General features: G+C 49.5%; 17 protein-coding genes. 1 reads left to right on the top strand and 16 read right to left on the bottom strand.

The genetic code is table 11. The annotated features are described in order from the left end of the window. Positions 1-63: 63 nt before the first annotated feature. The 6 genes from ACRJJO_RS12500 to bioB all read right to left on the bottom strand — a co-directional run bounded on the left by ACRJJO_RS12500 (position 64) and on the right by bioB (position 4,983). The gene (locus ACRJJO_RS12500; RefSeq protein WP_431066053.1) at positions 64-459 is read right to left on the bottom strand and encodes a bacteriohemerythrin; all 396 of its coding nucleotides are present in this window, start codon (positions 457-459) and stop codon (positions 64-66) included. 167 nt (positions 460-626) lie between these two features. Next, positions 627-1,292 carry a dethiobiotin synthase gene (gene bioD, locus ACRJJO_RS12505; RefSeq protein WP_431066054.1) on the bottom strand — a complete coding sequence of 222 codons (666 nt, stop codon included), beginning with the start codon at positions 1,290-1,292 and terminating at the stop codon, positions 627-629. Continuing rightward, positions 1,285-2,085: a malonyl-ACP O-methyltransferase BioC gene (gene bioC / locus ACRJJO_RS12510; protein WP_431066055.1), complete on the bottom strand. Its 801-nt coding sequence runs from the start codon at positions 2,083-2,085 to the stop codon at positions 1,285-1,287. The genes bioD and bioC overlap by 8 nt, the downstream gene beginning before the upstream one ends. Further along, the gene (gene bioH / locus ACRJJO_RS12515; protein WP_431066056.1) at positions 2,082-2,846 is read right to left on the bottom strand and encodes a pimeloyl-ACP methyl ester esterase BioH; all 765 of its coding nucleotides are present in this window, start codon (positions 2,844-2,846) and stop codon (positions 2,082-2,084) included. Before bioH ends, bioC begins: the two co-directional genes overlap by 4 nt. Further along, positions 2,843-4,006: an 8-amino-7-oxononanoate synthase gene (gene bioF, locus ACRJJO_RS12520; protein ID WP_431066057.1), complete on the bottom strand. Its 1,164-nt coding sequence runs from the start codon at positions 4,004-4,006 to the stop codon at positions 2,843-2,845. Before bioF ends, bioH begins: the two co-directional genes overlap by 4 nt. Then, the gene (gene bioB, locus ACRJJO_RS12525; protein ID WP_404360651.1) at positions 4,003-4,983 is read right to left on the bottom strand and encodes a biotin synthase BioB; all 981 of its coding nucleotides are present in this window, start codon (positions 4,981-4,983) and stop codon (positions 4,003-4,005) included. Before bioB ends, bioF begins: the two co-directional genes overlap by 4 nt. 120 nt (positions 4,984-5,103) lie before the next feature. Between bioB and ACRJJO_RS12530 the strand changes: the two genes are divergently transcribed. Beyond that, on the top strand, positions 5,104-5,805 hold the full coding sequence (locus ACRJJO_RS12530; RefSeq protein WP_431066058.1) for a ComF family protein: 702 nt from the start codon (positions 5,104-5,106) through the stop codon (positions 5,803-5,805). A gap of 719 nt (positions 5,806-6,524) precedes the next feature. Here ACRJJO_RS12530 and ACRJJO_RS12535 read toward each other — a convergent pair. From ACRJJO_RS12535 to ACRJJO_RS12580, 10 genes are all read right to left on the bottom strand, one after another. Continuing rightward, positions 6,525-7,079 carry a hypothetical protein gene (locus tag ACRJJO_RS12535; protein ID WP_431066059.1) on the bottom strand — a complete coding sequence of 185 codons (555 nt, stop codon included), beginning with the start codon at positions 7,077-7,079 and terminating at the stop codon, positions 6,525-6,527. Between the two features lie 413 nt (positions 7,080-7,492). Continuing rightward, on the bottom strand, positions 7,493-8,278 hold the full coding sequence (locus tag ACRJJO_RS12540) for a YopT-type cysteine protease domain-containing protein (RefSeq protein WP_431066060.1): 786 nt from the start codon (positions 8,276-8,278) through the stop codon (positions 7,493-7,495). 380 nt (positions 8,279-8,658) lie between these two features. Beyond that, on the bottom strand, positions 8,659-9,411 hold the full coding sequence (locus ACRJJO_RS12545) for an ATP-binding protein (RefSeq protein ID WP_431066061.1): 753 nt from the start codon (positions 9,409-9,411) through the stop codon (positions 8,659-8,661). Between the two features lie 207 nt (positions 9,412-9,618). After that, positions 9,619-10,368 (bottom strand): J domain-containing protein, encoded by a 750-nt coding sequence (locus ACRJJO_RS12550; RefSeq protein WP_431066062.1) that lies wholly within the window; start codon positions 10,366-10,368, stop codon positions 9,619-9,621. Next, on the bottom strand, positions 10,368-11,525 hold the full coding sequence (locus ACRJJO_RS12555; protein ID WP_431066063.1) for a tetratricopeptide repeat protein: 1,158 nt from the start codon (positions 11,523-11,525) through the stop codon (positions 10,368-10,370). The genes ACRJJO_RS12550 and ACRJJO_RS12555 overlap by 1 nt, the downstream gene beginning before the upstream one ends. A gap of 285 nt (positions 11,526-11,810) precedes the next feature. Next, on the bottom strand, positions 11,811-12,878 hold the full coding sequence (gene rfbB, locus ACRJJO_RS12560) for a dTDP-glucose 4,6-dehydratase (RefSeq protein ID WP_431066064.1): 1,068 nt from the start codon (positions 12,876-12,878) through the stop codon (positions 11,811-11,813). Beyond that, positions 12,878-13,684, bottom strand: a complete 807-nt coding sequence (locus ACRJJO_RS12565) for an ABC transporter permease (RefSeq protein WP_431066065.1) — start codon at positions 13,682-13,684, stop codon at positions 12,878-12,880. Before ACRJJO_RS12565 ends, rfbB begins: the two co-directional genes overlap by 1 nt. Continuing rightward, entirely contained in the window at positions 13,681-14,418 is a 738-nt protein-coding gene (locus ACRJJO_RS12570) for an ABC transporter ATP-binding protein (protein ID WP_431066066.1), read from the bottom strand. The genes ACRJJO_RS12565 and ACRJJO_RS12570 overlap by 4 nt, the downstream gene beginning before the upstream one ends. Then, positions 14,415-15,371: a PQQ-dependent catabolism-associated beta-propeller protein gene (locus ACRJJO_RS12575; protein ID WP_431066067.1), complete on the bottom strand. Its 957-nt coding sequence runs from the start codon at positions 15,369-15,371 to the stop codon at positions 14,415-14,417. Before ACRJJO_RS12575 ends, ACRJJO_RS12570 begins: the two co-directional genes overlap by 4 nt. 12 nt (positions 15,372-15,383) lie before the next feature. Further along, the gene (locus ACRJJO_RS12580; RefSeq protein WP_431066068.1) at positions 15,384-16,547 is read right to left on the bottom strand and encodes an ABC transporter substrate-binding protein; all 1,164 of its coding nucleotides are present in this window, start codon (positions 16,545-16,547) and stop codon (positions 15,384-15,386) included. Between the last annotated feature and the right edge of the window lie 408 nt (positions 16,548-16,955).

The raw sequence follows: 16,955 nt of genomic DNA on the forward strand, positions 1-16,955 counted from the left end.
TGTCGAAGGGGGAGCTTCCGGGGTGTCTTTCCCAAGCTGGAGCTTGGGAAAGAGCGTGATCAATTAACTCAAAACGGCGGCATAGCCTCTATCGAAAGTCGGAATGTGACTTTCCAACCAACTCTTAACCATTTGCCCCACTTCATCGGTTACATCGGCTTCGCCGGCATGGAATTTTTTTTGTAGATCGGCGCAAGTCCCTACTAAGGCCTCATGTTCGGCCTTATGTGCCGCCAAACCGCCAAAACCGGCCGCTTCCATTTCCTTTTCTTCATGCGCGAAATGCCCTACGACATAGGCAATCAAATCATCGAGTTGCGCGCCGATTGCGGATCTTTCAGCACCGCCTGTCGCTAAATCGTAAAGTTTATTGAGTTTGTCGAACAAAACTTTATGTTCATCGTCGGCAAAACCGACATTGGTGCCGAATTGATCGGCCGTCCAAGTGATTAAAGCCATAATTTCCTCTCCTGTGTTGATTGCCTTGTTTGAGCCTTTTCACTCGTCAAGGCTTTGAATTATGAGAATGCGGCGCTTTCGCCCTCCCCTTGCATTGCAAACTATTTTGCATGCCGAAATAACCGCAAAAGAATTATGGTTTATTTGGAAATTAATTTCAATATTTTTTATAAGGTTTTCACGAATGCCGCCGACAGCTCATCGAAGTCGGGTTCGGGCATAAAAGGAAATACTCCTAGCAAAGGTGTGTCGATCATTGCCTGAATCGTGGCGATATTTTCCTCGCGCAACAGCATGTTGTTATCGGAGCAAACGGCTATCCAACCGACGCAAGCTTGACCGGACCGCACAATCGACTCATAAGTTAATCTTGCATGATTGATACAACCTAGTCTTATCGCAACCACCATGATGATCGGCAAGCCCAGTACGCGCGCCAAATCGGAGACATCGGAATCGGCATTCAACGGAACCTGCCAACCGCCGACGCCTTCGACCAAAACGATATCGGCATTTTGTTGCAACGTTTGAAAAATCGAACATATATCATCCAAAACCGGCGGATGCTCTACTCCAGCCAAATGCGGCGAAACCGGCATGCGATAGGCGTAAGGATTAACCCATTCGTATTGCACCGGTATCGAGGCGTTTTGCTGTAATAGCAGCGCATCTTCGTTTCTCAGTTTGCCGTCGATTTCGAGACAACCCGAGGCGACCGGCTTCATGCCGATAACCGTATGCCCTTGATTTTTAAAATGACGCATCAACGCGACCGTCGCCCAGGTTTTTCCGACACCAGTATCTGTGCCGGTTATAAATAGCCCTTTAGTCATTGTTTTCTACTCTCGCCGAAACGATAAAAACCTCAAATGTCGCCTCAATATTGGCATCATTAAGCGGATAAGCTTCGATCATGCTTGTCATTTCCTGTTTTGTCGTTAGCCTTTTATTGCGTCCGGAAGACACATTATGCGCACCCATCGATTTAAGCTCTTTCATTAAATCCAATACGGAACCGTAAACCGGTCGACAGATTTCGGATTGCACCGCTATTTCCTTAAACCCGGCGTCGGCCAGGCAACGCCTGATTTCAGTTTCGCGGTAAAACTCGTTGACATGATGATAGTCGTCGACTTCGGCCCATGCCCTTTTTAACTCGCGGAGCGTTTGCGGGCCGAAAGTCGAAAACACCAATTCGCCATCGGCCTTGAGAATACGATGCAGACCGCAGAAAACCGCCGTTAAATCGCGGCACCATTGCAAGGCAAGATTGGAAACCACCGTATCGACCGCGCTCGTATTTAACGGCGGGCTCTCCGCATCGCCGCAAATATAATGCAAACGGCCTGTATCGCCGAGCTTTTGCCTTGCCGCATGCAGCATCGGCAAAGCAATGTCGAGCGCAACAATTCGCTCGATATTTTCGACATCGAGCAACGCTTTAGTCAAAAAACCAGTACCGCAGCCCAAATCGACAACTGTGCCTGTCAATCGTGCCGGTTCCACTCTTTGTAATAGATTTAAGCCAACCGTTCTTTGCAAACCGGCAACACGATCATAAGACAAACTCGCCGATCCGAACGATTCTCTGAGCTTGGTTTTATCCAGTTCAAATACCCCGCTCATGGTTGTGCCAAAAACTCGTTAAGACTCTCGATCAATTCCGGGCGATGCGATAAAAACGGCACATGCCCGGCATTTTTAATCACGCTCAAATGCAGGTCCGGGTTAATTGCCTGCATTGCTTCACCGATCCTAACCGGAACCAAAGTATCTTTTTCGCCCAACATCGCCGCGACCGGTAAGCGAAGCTCGGCAAGCGCCGGCCTTAAGTCGGCCTGCTTTAAAACGGCCAAGCCGTCCTGCAGCGTTTTTGCCGTCGGCATGCGGGATTCGCGAAGCGCTGCGGAAAGTTTTTTAGACAATTTCTTAAACTCAGGTAACCCGTTGATTTGCAGTGATAAGAAGCGTAACAGCGTCGACTCGCAATCGACACAAAGATTCTCGGCGAATAGATCGAGCTGATTTTCCGGCATACCCGGCCAATCCGCGTTTTCGACAAAACAAGGATTGCTGGCCAGCAGAACGACCGACGAGACGGCGTCCGGAAAGAACTTAGCCATTGCCAAAGCCACCGACCCGCCCAATGACCAACCGATCCAACAAGCTTTACTGTCGACGATTCGGCTCAACTGCTCGCATACCGACTCAAGCGTAAACTCGGGCATTTCGGCGCTTAAGCCGTGCCCCGGCAAATCGACGCAAACGACGCGACGGGTTTGTGCCAATTGCTCGGCAAAATCGCGCCAAATGCCTGAATGCATCGCCCAACCATGAACCAAGACGACTGGCTCGCCTTCGCCGTAAATTTGATAATGAATAGTCATTGCGATATAGATTTTGCCAAGGATTCGAGCAAACGATCGATTTGCTGCGCTTCGTGGAGCGTTGAAATAGTCACGCGTAGTCGAGCGCTGCCTTGCGGAACGGTAGGCGGTCGAATTGCGCCGACCCAAAAACCGTCATCGAGCAAACACTTGCCGATTTCGACAGCGCTGCAACTATCGCCGATTAGGATAGGCTGAATCGGCGAATTCGACGGCATCAACGGAAAACCGAGCTGTTCGGCGCCTCGGCGAAATCGCCGCACCAAATCGTTTAATTTCTCCCGGCGCCACTGTTCTTCGATAACAACGTTCAAAGCCGCACGGGTTGCTACAGCGACGGCGGGCGGCAATGCGGTCGTGTAGATATAGGTTCGAGCCTTTTGAATCAAGGTCTCGATCAGCGTTTCGGAGCCGGCGACAAAGGCGCCGAAAGTACCGAAAGCCTTGCCGAGCGTTCCGACTAATATCGGCACTTGCTGTTGCGTCAAGCCGAAATGCTCGACGATTCCCCGTCCTTTGTCGCCAATCACGCCCAAACCGTGCGCATCGTCGACCATCAACCAAGCATCCTGTTCATTTGCGACTTTCGACAACACATCGAGCGGCGCAAAATCTCCATCCATGCTGAACACGCCGTCAGTCACGATCATCGTCCGCCCTTCGGCTCTACTCAAACTGTCAAGCAACCCGTCCGTATCGGCATGTCGGTAACGTTTGAAGCGCGCGCCCGATAACAAACCGCCGTCCAGTAACGAGGCATGATTCAAGCGGTCTTCGAAAACCGTATCCCCCTTGCCCGTCAGCGCCGATATCGCGCCGATATTGGCCATGTACCCGGTCGAAAACAACAGCGCACGATCGCGGCCGGTAAACTCCGCAAGCTCTTCTTCCAAGGCATGATGGGCACGGCTATGTCCGCAAATCAAATGCGCGGAGCCGCTGCCGACGCCGTAACGATCGGCACCGTCTTGAAAAGCCTTGACGACCGACGGATGATTAGCCAAGCCGAGATAATCGTTGCTGCAAAAATTGATCAGCTTTCGTCCGCCGCACTGCAATTCGACGCCTTGAGCGGATTCGACGACTCGGCGCGATCGGTATAAATCTTCTCGCGCCAGGCGCTCGAGCTCGGCCTCCAGCCCGGAATCAATACCGATCATTGAACGTGGCAAGACCCGCCGGAACGCACGCCCAAGCGTTCGAATAACGCTAGATCTTGATTGGTCATCGGATTGTCGGTCGTTAACAGTTTTTCACCGTAGAAAATCGAATTGGCGCCGGCGAGAAAACATAGAGCCTGCATTTCGTCGCTCATAGCATTACGGCCGGCCGACAAACGCACGCGGGAAGTCGGCATTAGGATACGTGCGACCGCGATCGTTCTAATGAATACGATAGGATCCAATTTTTCGGTACCGTTCAGCGGTGTACCCTCGACCTGAACCAGCATGTTGATCGGCACGCTTTCCGGATGCTTCGGTAAATTAGCCAATTCGATCAACAGTTTCGCTCTGTCCTGTTCGCTCTCGCCCATGCCGACAATACCGCCGCAACAGACATTGATACCGGCATCCCGAACCCTCGCTAAGGTATCGAGACGATCTTGATAGCTACGGGTCGTGATGATTTCCGAATAATAGTCTTCAGAAGTATCGAGATTATGATTGTAATAATCGAGCCCGGCTTCCTTGAGCGTCGCGGTTTGAGTGTCGGTCAACATACCCAAGGTCACACAGGTTTCCATGCCCAACGCTTTAACGCCTTGAATCATTTCGACAACACGCGCGACATCTTTGTCTTTCGGCTGACGCCAGGCTGCGCCCATGCAAAACCGAGAAGCGCCTTCGTCTTTCGCGCGCCGCGCCGCCTTCAACACGTCATCGACCGGCATTAACGCTTCCGGCTGCAAATCCGCATCATAACGGGCGCTTTGCGGGCAATAAGCGCAATCTTCCGAACACGATCCGGTTTTAATACTCAATAAGCTGCTAATCTGAATTTCGTTCGGATCGAAATGTTCGCGATGAATCGATTGGGCGCGAAATATCAAATCGTTGAAAGGCAGTGCGAATAAGGCTTGGACCTCCTCAGGGCGCCAGTCATGGCGAATCGTGCTTATTGCTGGGTTTGCTGACATTCTGTTAATCTCCGGATTATAAAAATTGAGCGATATCGATCAGGCTTTTGTCGGATTCGAGCTGCACCCGGTACCGATCTTTTTCAATGACACACTGCTTGTCAACCTGACAACTTTAAAATGGTAAACAACTGGCTCGATATTATACAGAATTACTTATTGCCGCCCACCTGCATTTTATGCGGCAATCCGGGACAGGCTTCGAGGGATATTTGCGGGCCTTGCGCGGAGCTATTGATCACTAACCCGTATTGCTGTTACCGCTGCGGCATCCCTTTCGAGCACGCGCCAACCGGGCCGGTATTGTGCGGCGATTGTCAAAGACGCATGCCCGACTTCGACGAAACACATGCGCCTTTTAAACATCAAAGTGCTATCCGTTTTTTAATCTCAGGATTGAAATTCCGCCGCCAATTCAAAAATGCGCGGCTGCTAGGATTGTTGATGGCGGACTACTTGAAAATATCCGCTGAAATGCCGGACTGCCTGGTACCGGTACCGTTGCACCCTCGCCGTTACCGGGAACGCGGCTTTAATCAGTCGATCGAAATTGCTCGCACACTAAGCCGTGAACTAGCGATACCAATTGATCTCGACTGTTGCATTCGCAGTCGCAACACGCCACACCAAATCGACTTGCCGGCCAAAGAACGGCGTAAAAACATGAAAAACGCATTTACCGTCAACGGACCGCTAAGATTCGATCATATTGCAATCGTCGATGACGTGATGACCACCGGCACGACCGTTTCCGAACTGGCGCGAGCGTTAAAAAAAGCCGGCGCGGTCCGAGTCGATGTTTGGGTTTGTGCACGAGCATGAGAAATAGCGATTTCTAAAGGCTATCTTCGCGTTAATAGTCGCTCTTTCCCAAGCTCCATCTTGGGAAAGAAACCCCGGAAGCTCCAGCTTCCTGTGACCGACACAACATCCGTACATTTTCAATCAACCCTGACTCGCTTGTTCAATTTTTCTTGATTGTCGGGAAATTAGAGCTTGCTGAACAGGTTAGGAACGAGCATGAAAAACTTAGACAACTGTTGGAAGGGGCTTCGGTGGCTCGATTGACAGTTGTCGGCGGCAGGGATAGCCGTCGTCAAGCCTACATGGAAGTATTCACCCAGCACCTAAATTCCATAGTCCATTGGCTATGTTTAACTATCTTGGATAATTTAGGTGCTGGGTTCACGGCGTCCTGTCAACCGAGTCACCGAACCACCGCAAAGTCTACTAATTGTAAAAGTTATTTTGTGCATATTCCTTACTCAAGCTGGAGCTTGGGTATACCTTTCGCACTTCAAATTTCGGCAGTGCCTGAGGAGGCGCCAGGGTGTGCGGCCCCTCACCTAACGCTAGGTGAGGGGCCAGCATGGAGCTGGCATAGAGCCTACAGGGATGTATTCACGGCGTCCTTTGACGGACAACCTGGTGCCGAATTTTGATCTGCGATGGGTATAACCGCATAAAAACGACCTAGCGATAAAGAAAAGGGCCGCTTTAATACTTGGTCAACAACATTGCCCCAGCAGCGCCTCCTGCTTTTATGCTGCCAATGTTTCTACGATATTACCCCGACGCTGTAATACGGTAATGCCTTGTTCTAAAGCCATTCGCTTAACATCTTCTTCCACGGCAAAACTCGCTAATGCTAAATGAATTTTGTAGTCCCGGTATTCAGGAAATAATTTTATAAAATTAGCTCGTTTACGGCCTAATAAACACGCTATATCTTTAGGATGTAAGCGATATTTAACTTCCACAATAAATACGTCTTTACCATTGACCAGCAATAAGTCGTATTCTTCTTCAATATCGCCTTTGCTTCGCGTGACATTCTTCTCAATAAAATCAAACTGAATACCGTTGAGTTCCAGCTTGTGCTTTAGCGAATTATAATAAAACTCTTCTGCAACTTTGCCTTGATTATTGCCGACTCCCCCATACATATCGGCCAGTTTGCTCAATTTAGCATCTGTTTTTGCCAACAGCGCATCTGTCTTAGCCAGCTGCGCATCCGTCTTAGCCAGCTGAGCATCCGTTTTGGCTTGGGACAGCGCTAAATTAGCAACAATTTCCCGCAATTCATCATCGGTCATAGCTACTTACCAAAAAAATTTCATTCATTATATACCTTTCGCACTTCCAATTTCGGCGAAGCTTTAGAAGGCGCCGGGGAGCTCTGTCGCTCACCTAACGCTAGGTGGGCGACTGGCATGGAGCTGGCATAGAGCCTACATAGATGTATTCACCCAGCACCTAAATTCCATAGCCCATTGGCCATGGTTAATTGTCTTGGATAATTTAGGGCTGGGTTCATGTCGTCCTTTGACGGGCACCCCGGTGGCGAATTTTGATCTACCATAGGCATAAAGTAAGGGCGCACCTGTTACGGAGGATCAGTTAGGCATTTTTTTCACTTACCCCAATTATCTAAACACATAAACACCTGTTCCGGTTTTCAATTTAATGATTGTAAATTAAAGCCCCCCTTTCTTCTAACCAGGACCTTTTATGCTTTTGTACCGAAACAATGAATCGTAAAGTTTTTGTCATACTTGCTACCGTATCCGCTATAAACCCAGAATAGCTCAAACCATCTACGGAAATCGACTACAGTTTCAAACCAGTATTCGCCATAATTAGGGTCAAAAAAACATACGTCTTGGGCAACCCAGGCAGCTGTTGCATGAGCCCCACCTGCACTGGAAAAACTTAACTGCTTATACATCGCGCCTCCCATCTTGTAATCAGGAGCCAACACAGCAGCAATTTCTCGTCCACGACCAAGACTTGTGCCACTGGTTAATGCTTGCTGGTTGGTTGAAAGACTTCCGCCTGTCGCAGTAGTACGTGGAATTACACCTGCCTTAGCCAATTGCTTTCGCATAAATTCAACTTTGGATAGACCTGAAATCTCTCGAGTAGGAACATCACCGTGGTCGAGTCTACTGCTATAAGAACCATGTAGATCGCAAATAAACCCGGCAACCTCAACATCGACATCACCATTTGGGCCAAATAGCCATCCCCAAAAGTCCTCGTCATTAGCATGGAACGCAATCCAAAACATACATAGAGCCTTACAGACACCGCTCCATTTTACGCCCGGTGATTTCATCCGCAGATGGTAAATTGACCCTACACCTTTGTTTTTTTCATCGCTTCCCTGACTGAATTTTTTGGTACATGCGCCACCATGAGTTAGTGCAACAGCATGAATTCGTTGATGTTTAAACGGCATATCAATTTCCCAATCAATAGCCTGAGCATAGGGTAATACAGAAGTTCTAGCCATTTTTTTTCCTCATGAGTTGTTTGACATTTGCGGTTATTAAAAAAAGGGAGGGGTAGATATCAAATTTAAGGCCCGATCTCCGAGCAACTAAATTTCCCAAGCTCCTGCTCTTGCTGTTATACGCATTTCTTTGAGATACTTTGTTGGTCATCCTGCGCGAAAATTACGTAATCGTTGGAACTCCGAAGTGTACGCCGTGCGCACCATGGATACCCCTCCAATATTAATCAATGGCTACCTTACCTCCAGTATCCATGCAGTCGTCTTTTTGAAAGAGGGAGACTGAATTTTTACTTAGGAATGCTTTATATCAGTATAAAAACAAGCTTTGTATCGCTGTTTGAACGTGAAGCGGGAAAACTAAGGCGAATGCCGTTTCATTAACTATAGGCATTGTAAAACTGCTTTGCGGTTCGACCGCTTTTCGATGCCCTGAGCTTGGCAAATTCTAGGGCTTCTTGATGCAATTGTTCGCGGTCGCCGTCATAACCGGTAAACAAACTATCGACGATTTCCAGAAAGGTTTCGGTATGCGGCGGGTAAAACGACAACCACAAACCGAAGCGGTCGGAGAGCGATATTTTTTGTTCGACCGCATCGGAATAATGAACTTCGCCGTCGACCAAGCGGGTGTCGAGATTGTCGCGCATCTGTTCCGGCATCAAATGGCGCCGGTTCGATGTGGCATAGAGCAATACATTTTCCGGCGGCAATTCGATGGAACCTTCCATGACGCTCTTCAATGCGGTATACAAGCCGTTATCGGCTTCGAAGGAAAGGTCGTCGCAATAGACGATGAAACGCTGCTCTTGTTCGCGAATGTCGTCGACGATTTCGGGCAGATCGATCAAATCTTGTTTGTCCACTTCAATGACCCGCAGACCCCGATCCTTGTATTCATTGAGCAAGGCCTTGATCAACGACGATTTACCGGTACCTCGCGCGCCCCAAAGCAAGGCGTTATTGGCTGGCTTTCCGGCTAAAAAGCGCTCGGTATTGTCGATCAAGCATTGCTTTTGCCGATCGATACCGAGTAAATCATCGAGCCGAATCGTATCCAGTTTTTTGACCGGTCGCAAACATTCTTTCCGCCGCCGCCAAATGGCTGCGTAAGTTTGATTCCAATCGATCATGACAGCTCCTCCTTCGATTAGAGCTTAGGGTTTGGTCGTAAATTACTTCCCAATTTTAGGAAGGATTCGGTTGCTCGATTGGCAGGTGTCGGCGGCACGGAAAGCCGCCGTCAAGCCTACACGGACGTATTCACGGCGTCCTTCCAAGCGAGTTACCGAACCCTCAACAAAGCCCATAGTTCCAAGACGTTATTTATCACGAAATCCTTAATTCGCCGGTTGACAAAGCAATTCCAAACGCACCTTGCGCTCGCTGATGTGCTGGGTCAATTGCCTGGCCAAGTCGCCGAGCGGGTCTTCACCGCTCACTTCGGCTTCGCCGACCGTGTTCATCAATTCGTATAATTCCGTTTGCTTTTGTTCGCTGAGCTCCTGTTCGGCTTCGGACAAACGCCGGCGCAATTGTGCGATACGGCGAATCACTTTGACCAAGCGCGCGCCGGTATCGCTACCTTCGACGGCTTCCGAATCTTCGCCGAAATCGATAATCAATTGTTCGATTTCCGCTAAGTCGCCGGCCTCGTAGGCACGATTGACGCGGGCCATCATGATTGTGCGACGTTCGCGTTCGATCTCGTTGGTGGCGCGGTCGGGGTGCATCAGCTTCGTCGCTTTACGGTAGGCTTGTTTGATTTCCGGCGTAATTTTGGCCGGCGGCACCTGGTTTTCGGTTAAACCGGCTTCTTCGGCCGATCGCCTCGCCTGCTGCTCGGCGTCATGAGCCTGCTTTTGCAACTCGATATTGTCGGGATAGCGCTCTGCCTCTTCCGATGCAATTCGGGCATCCAACTCATCCATTTCGACATACAAATACCCCACCAGACGGTAGTAGCGATAATGAAACTGCGACATTTCAGTTTTTAACGTTTCCAACGCCAACTCAGAGGATGCGACCTGCTCCTCGAGCTCGGCTTCTTCGGTCTCCAAACGCTTGAGTTCTTGTTCTTCCGGTAGCATTATCGATTTTTCCAATTGATACCGAATTTCGACAGAAATTCTTGCGTTTTCACATGCCCACGACCGGCAATCTTGCGATACCAATACAAGGCTTGCTGATCGACGGTTTCAACCGCCGGACCGTTCGGATAAACTCGATGCAGCATATCTTGCGCTCTCGGCGCACCTTGCTCGGCGGCTTGTCGATACCAAAACACGGCTTTTTCATAATTTTGCGCCACGCCAAAGCCGGACCAATACAATTCGCCTATAAAATCTTGCGCATAAGGATGACCTTGCTCGGCCGCTTTTCGATACCAAAACGCTGCTTGCTCGCCATCTTGCGCCACACCGACACCGAACTCATAGAGCGCCCCCAGTTCGATTTGCGCATAAGCGTAGCCTTGCTCGGCGGCGCGACGGTACCAGAATGCGGCTTGCACTGGGTCTTGCTCGACCCCGTAACCACATTCGTAATTCAAACCAAGGTTGCATTGCGCTCCGGCATAGCCTTGATCGGCCGCCTTTCGGTACCAAAAAACGGCCTGAATTGCATCCTGCTTGACACCTAATCCGTATTCTATTTTTAAACCCAAATTATATTGAGCGCAGGCCAGACCTGCTTCGGCAGCCTTGCGGCACCATGACAATGCCTGAACCAGATTCTGTTCAATGCCAAAACCATTACCGTACATTTCTGACAGATCCATCCAAATTTCCGGATCGGCAAGCGCTTGATGAGCCGTACACCAGTTGAACGCCATGCGCATATAATATTCGGCTTTTTCGACATTTCGAGGAATCCCTTGTCCGCCCAAATACATTCTCGCAAGCGGTAAATAGGCCTTGCCGTAACCTTGATCGGCTAATTCTTGGAACGTCGAGAAATCTTGTTTCAGCTGCTGCCTCATCGAAAACAAGGGCCGCAGCGATTCGCTTTCATTGCCGTTTATGACTTTAGCCGTCGCATCGCAGTTAAATCGGATTTCATTGCCATCATCGGTAATGCGATTATAACTATCGCGAGCTAAGCGGTAACGCTCGTCCATATTGACCTCAGGCTCATTGGCTTGAGGATTACGGATGGCCTCCAATCCGCGCCCGACCATGCTTGTCGATGACGAAAAAGGGGAAGAGAGATTACGCTGCACGCTGACAGAGGGCAATCGTTCATCCATGTCTATTTCCTCGGTAATGCTTCATGATTAGAAAACTTGAGTCGTTTCGTAAAATAGGCGGTGTCGGCGTGCTCCGAGCTTAGTAATTGTTTCAAAATAATTACCCCGTTTTATCGGCCAGTATCAGGTAACGCTTCCAGAAGACGCCGTGAATATATCCCTATAGGCTTGGGCGTGGCGTCCATGCCGCGCACACTTCTTCCAGCGTTACCTGATACTAGCCAAATCGGGATATAAATTTTGGACACTTACTTAAAATGGACAATCAATTAAACTTTAGCAATTTCAAAGATTCTGCAACCCCAGTCTCTCGCCCCGGTAACTGCCGTCCAATACATTGGCCCACCAGGCTTTATTATCGAGATACCATTGCACGGTTTTTCGCAGACCGGTTTCGAAGGTTTCTTGCGGCTCCCAACCCAATTCGCGTTTGATTTTACAGGCATCGATCGCATAACGCAGATCATGTCCGGGACGATCTTGAACGAATTGCATTAAATTTCTATGCGGCCTGAAATTCGAAACAGGCATTAATTCGTCGAGCACGGCGCAAATCGTTTCGACGACTTCCAAGTTGGTTTTTTCATTGTTGCCGCCGATATTGTATACCTCTCCGATACGGCCTTTTTCGAGCACGGTCTCGATCGCGCGGCAATGATCCTCGACATACAGCCAGTCGCGCACATTCAATCCGGCCCCGTAAATCGGCAATGACTTTCCGCTAAGCGCGTTCAAGATCATCAACGGAATCAGTTTTTCCGGAAATTGATAAGGTCCGTAGTTATTCGAACAATTGGTCGTCAATACCGGAAAATCGTATGTGTGATGATAGGCTCTGACCAAGTGGTCGGACGCAGCCTTCGACGCCGAATACGGCGAATTTGGTTGATATGGCGTTTGCTCGGTAAATTTGCCTTCCGCGCCGAGCGACCCGTAAACTTCATCGGTCGAGACATGGAGAAACCGAAAATTTTGCCGGTCTTCGCTATCGAGTTGCCGCCAATAATTCTTGGCCGATTCAAGCAAGCCATAAGTGCCGACCACATTGGTCTGAATAAACGCACCGGGGCTGTCGATAGATCGATCGACATGGCTTTCGGCCGCGAAATTGACGATGGCATCGGGTTGATAACGCGCCAACAAATAATCGACCAGGCTTTTGTCGCCGATCGACCCGAGTACGAAACGGTGATTGTCGTTACCGTCCAAATCCGCCAGGGTTTCCAAATTACCGGCGTAGGTCAAGGCATCCAGATTGATGACTTTGCTAGCGCCTTTTCCCACTAAGCTGCGGACGAAATTGCCGCCGATGAAACCGGCACCGCCGGTTACCAAAATTGTTTTGTGTTGCATTAGGCGCCCCCTCCTTTTCGAGTCATCATGCCTTTCGATGGGTTATAACCCAGTATGGCCGCCGTCATGAAGATGACAAAGGCCGATAGTGTGTAGATAAAAGCCTCTTGATTGAATTGGTTATACAACGCAAAACGAATCAATTCCACCGCTTGCGAAAACGGATTGTACCGAGCAATTTCATGCAGCAATTCGCTGGACTCCTTGATTTTCCAAAGCGGATACAACGCAGTCGACATGAAAAACATCGGAAAAATGACGAAATTCATCACGCCGGCAAAGTTTTCCAATTGTTTGATGAACGACGACAGCAATAAGCCCAATGCGCCAAGCATCATTCCGGACAACAACAAGGCCGGCAATACCCACAGATAGCCTTCAAGCGGCGCCTCGATCTCATACAGCCAGGCAACGCCGAGAAAGACATAGACTTGCAAGACCGAAACGGCGGTTCCGGCAATCAGCTTACAAAACAGCAAAAACCAACGCGGCAGCGGCGCGACCATCAGAATCCGCATGCTGCCCATTTCGCGGTCGTAAACCATCGACAACGAACTTTGCATGCCGTTGAATAATTGAATCATGCCGATCAGACCGGGCGTAATGTAGACTTCGTAAAGAATGTAGGTTTCGTAGGGAGGCGCAATAGCGATGCCGAGCGCCGCGCGAAATCCCGCCGCGAACACGAACAACCAAAGCAAGGGCCGAACCAGGGCGGAAATAAAACGTTCGCGCTGCTTGACGAAGCGCAGCAATTCGCGGCCGATAATGCCCCACATCGCCCGCCAATAATGCAATAGTCTCATGCTCGTCCTCCTTGAGTCAGTGCAAAAAACGCCTCGTCGATCGACTCTTTGCCGGTCTGTTGTAAAACTTTGGGAATCGCGCCGTTCGCCTTGACTTGGCCTTGATGCAACACGACCAAATGATCGTCCGGATAAATTTCGTCGATAAGATGCGTCGCCCACAGCACCGATAATTGTCCGTCCTTGACCAATTGATGAACGTGTTCGACGATCGCCTTGCGGCTCGGCACATCGAGCCCGACCGTCGGTTCGTCAAGCAACAGCAGCGACGGTTTATGCAACAACGCCCGGGCAATTTCGACACGCCGCCGGTGCCCGCCGTTGAGTTGGCGTATTTTTTCGAAACGGCGATCGTACATATCGAATCGCTCCAGCTCTTCCTGTATACGCTGTTTCGCCACTTTACGCCTCATGCCATGCAGGGCTGTGTGGTAACGCAAATTCTGCATCACCGTCAGGTCCATATCGAGCGTGGTTTGCTGAAAAACCACGCCCAACATCGCCAAGGCCTTGCGCGTTTGTTTCTTGACATCGAAGCCGGATAATTCGATACGCCCGGAACGCGTATCGTAAAGCCTTGTAATTAACGCAAACAAGGTACTTTTTCCGGCGCCGTTCGGTCCGAGCAGAATCGTACATTCACCGGGATTTATCGAAAAGCCGACCTTATCCAGCGCTTTCTTGCCGCTGTAGGAAAAACTTAAATCTTCGACGGACAGCGCGATCGAATTCATGGCTTCGCGACCACTCCCCAGGGATAACGCCCTACTCCGACCGATTTGGTGACTTTATGGCTAGCCAAGTCGATGATCGAAATATCATTGCTGACGCCATTGGTCGTATAAAGCCGTTTTTGATCGGGCGAGAACGCCAGATTCCAGACTCTTTCTCCAACCAGTAGAAATTTTTCGACCTCGTAAGTCTTGGCGTTGATCACCGCGACCCGGTTCGCCGGCCCCAATGCGACATAGCCCCAACGATTGTCCTTGTCGATCGCAACGCCGACCGGCTGAATCTTATCGAAAGTCACTCCCGGAACTTCCAGTTTAATATTCTTGATGATTTGTCGAGTCTCTGCATCCAGTATCGTCAAGGTCCCGGCCATTTCGGATGTCGCCCAAACGAATTTGCTGTCTGCGGTAAAACTCAACGCCCGAGGGCGCGGGTCGACTAGCGTGTTATCGACGATAGCAAGGCTCTCGGTATCGATCCAGTGCAGCATATTGGTCGTTTCCGAGGCGCTGATAACCCAGCGACCGTTGGGACTGGCCGCGATGCCTTCCGGCTCTACGCCGACCTTGATTTCCTTGATCGCCTTGCGTTCTTGCACATCGATCACGGTAACTTGACTGTCGTCCTCGTTCGATACAAACATAAGGCTGCCGTCGGGACTGACCGCAAAGGTTTCGGGATCTTCGCCAGACGGCAATCGTCCGACTTCCTCAAGGGTTTCGGCATCGATGATTTTAATCGTATCATCGTCGCTGGTCGCTATGTATAGGAACTTATTATCGGGGCTGATGGCAATACCGCGAGGCCTTTGCCCGACCGGCACCGTTTTGGTTAATTTTCCGGCAATCGGATCGACGACGGCCAAGGCATTGTCTTTTTCCAGTGTGACATAAACCGTTTCGGCTTGAGCCGTAACGGCAGCGCATAGCGCCAGAGTCCATAAAATATTTTTCATAGTGTCTACCTTTTACTTACATTTGGTTTCGGGTTGATCATAACCCAGCGTATCCAATTCGGTTTTCGGGTGTAAAAACCCTTCGATCGGGGCAACCGCGACCAAGGAACGTGGCGCCGCGAGTAACAGTGGCTGTCTCAGCTGACCGTTCCAAATCCGGAACGACAATGGCCTGCCTTTATAGCCTTGCAACGTGAGTTTATCGCTCAACAAATAAGGCTTAATATCGTTTAGTTGGCTCGATTGGGTCCGGGTCGCGGCCTCGCCGACGGCACGAATCGCTAGATAAGCGCCGTAATCCGCCTCTTCCATCCAGCGGCCCTTTTGTTCTTTGAAACGGTTTTGAATTTGCACCGCGCCCCATTGTTCATGCGTTCGATGCCATGAAGTCGCGATCAAGCCTTGCGTTCCGACAACCGGTCTCGGAATCCAGGTCCGGTAATCGAGATATTCGCCGAACAAGCCTTGTTCGTCGGCAACGATCAATATATCGTAGTCAACGTCCTGCGTGAACACCGGCACATCCGATTGAGCGGTTCGTCGTGCGTCATAGGTATGATCCCAGGCTTTCTCGGCGACAATTTTCATGCCGAAACGCTTCGCCGATCGCTTGATCGCGGCGGCGAATAATTTATCTTCATCGCTCGCACCGGTCACCAAAAACCACTTGGTCCAGCGCTTTTTCAACAGATATTGAGCCAAAGCATCGGCACGCATCGCGCGGCTCGGCAAGATATGCAGTACATCAGCGCCGCAACGCTGCCGCAGACTGTCGTCCGTCGTTCCCGTATCGAAAATCAAGGTTTGCTCCGGCTGATTCGCATCGATAATTTTCAGCAAATCATCGACCGGCAAATTGGCGACAACAAAGGAGAATTTCCCGGCTATCTTGTCGTTAAATTCCTGGGCGACATCGCCGTCGATCGGCACGATAATCTTGTTCAGTTTATACAATTGACCGGTAAACTGCCCCGTAGTGTTGTTATCGTCGATCGCCAGCTCGGCGCCGAGTTCGCCCTTGTCTTTAATAAACGGATCAAGATTCGACAAGGCCGGCGGGGCTATTTTTTCTTGGGTAAAGTAAACAATTTCGATTTCCTGTTTTTGTTCCGCTTGCGCAACAAAAACAGTCAACGACAGCATACTAATACCTAACAATAAAGATCGGACGATCATTTTTCCTACTCCATTCATTTGCTGTGGCTGAAATAAAGATAAAGAAAGCAAAATGAAGACTATACAGAACCAATCCATTCAACATTCTCTGTTTAACTTAACCCAGCTTTAACATTTACCGAGCATAATCTTTTGAATATTATGATAAAAGTAATGATACGGCACTACAAAGCTATTTTTGGAATGCTTTTTAATTCTTAAATTTCAACAATATAGACCGTATGCAATACATTTGTTAAGGTTGGGTTAACAATTTCTTAGCGCTTAAGGTATTGCTCAATCAAGCATTATAAACATAACTGCGCAGGGTTTCCTTATGCATCAACACCGCCAATAATAAACTAACCACTATATACAAGCGAAAACACACTATAATTTAAAAATAGCGCCACATTATTCGATAACCCA

Source organism: Methylotuvimicrobium sp., assembly GCF_050611805.1.
Classification (GTDB): Bacteria; Pseudomonadota; Gammaproteobacteria; order Methylococcales; family Methylomonadaceae; genus Methylotuvimicrobium.

Coding starts and splice junctions, on each gene's coding strand:
- ACRJJO_RS12500 (WP_431066053.1), bottom strand. CDS start 459: ATGGCTTTAATCACTTGGACGGCCGATCAATTCGGCACCAATGTCGGT.
- bioD (WP_431066054.1), bottom strand. CDS start 1,292: ATGACTAAAGGGCTATTTATAACCGGCACAGATACTGGTGTCGGAAAA.
- bioC (WP_431066055.1), bottom strand. CDS start 2,085: ATGAGCGGGGTATTTGAACTGGATAAAACCAAGCTCAGAGAATCGTTC.
- bioH (WP_431066056.1), bottom strand. CDS start 2,846: ATGACTATTCATTATCAAATTTACGGCGAAGGCGAGCCAGTCGTCTTG.
- bioF (WP_431066057.1), bottom strand. CDS start 4,006: ATGATCGGTATTGATTCCGGGCTGGAGGCCGAGCTCGAGCGCCTGGCG.
- bioB (WP_404360651.1), bottom strand. CDS start 4,983: ATGTCAGCAAACCCAGCAATAAGCACGATTCGCCATGACTGGCGCCCT.
- ACRJJO_RS12530 (WP_431066058.1), top strand. CDS start 5,104: ATGGTAAACAACTGGCTCGATATTATACAGAATTACTTATTGCCGCCC.
- ACRJJO_RS12535 (WP_431066059.1), bottom strand. CDS start 7,079: ATGACCGATGATGAATTGCGGGAAATTGTTGCTAATTTAGCGCTGTCC.
- ACRJJO_RS12540 (WP_431066060.1), bottom strand. CDS start 8,278: ATGGCTAGAACTTCTGTATTACCCTATGCTCAGGCTATTGATTGGGAA.
- ACRJJO_RS12545 (WP_431066061.1), bottom strand. CDS start 9,411: ATGATCGATTGGAATCAAACTTACGCAGCCATTTGGCGGCGGCGGAAA.
- ACRJJO_RS12550 (WP_431066062.1), bottom strand. CDS start 10,368: ATGCTACCGGAAGAACAAGAACTCAAGCGTTTGGAGACCGAAGAAGCC.
- ACRJJO_RS12555 (WP_431066063.1), bottom strand. CDS start 11,525: ATGGATGAACGATTGCCCTCTGTCAGCGTGCAGCGTAATCTCTCTTCC.
- rfbB (WP_431066064.1), bottom strand. CDS start 12,878: ATGCAACACAAAACAATTTTGGTAACCGGCGGTGCCGGTTTCATCGGC.
- ACRJJO_RS12565 (WP_431066065.1), bottom strand. CDS start 13,684: ATGAGACTATTGCATTATTGGCGGGCGATGTGGGGCATTATCGGCCGC.
- ACRJJO_RS12570 (WP_431066066.1), bottom strand. CDS start 14,418: ATGAATTCGATCGCGCTGTCCGTCGAAGATTTAAGTTTTTCCTACAGC.
- ACRJJO_RS12575 (WP_431066067.1), bottom strand. CDS start 15,371: ATGAAAAATATTTTATGGACTCTGGCGCTATGCGCTGCCGTTACGGCT.
- ACRJJO_RS12580 (WP_431066068.1), bottom strand. CDS start 16,547: ATGATCGTCCGATCTTTATTGTTAGGTATTAGTATGCTGTCGTTGACT.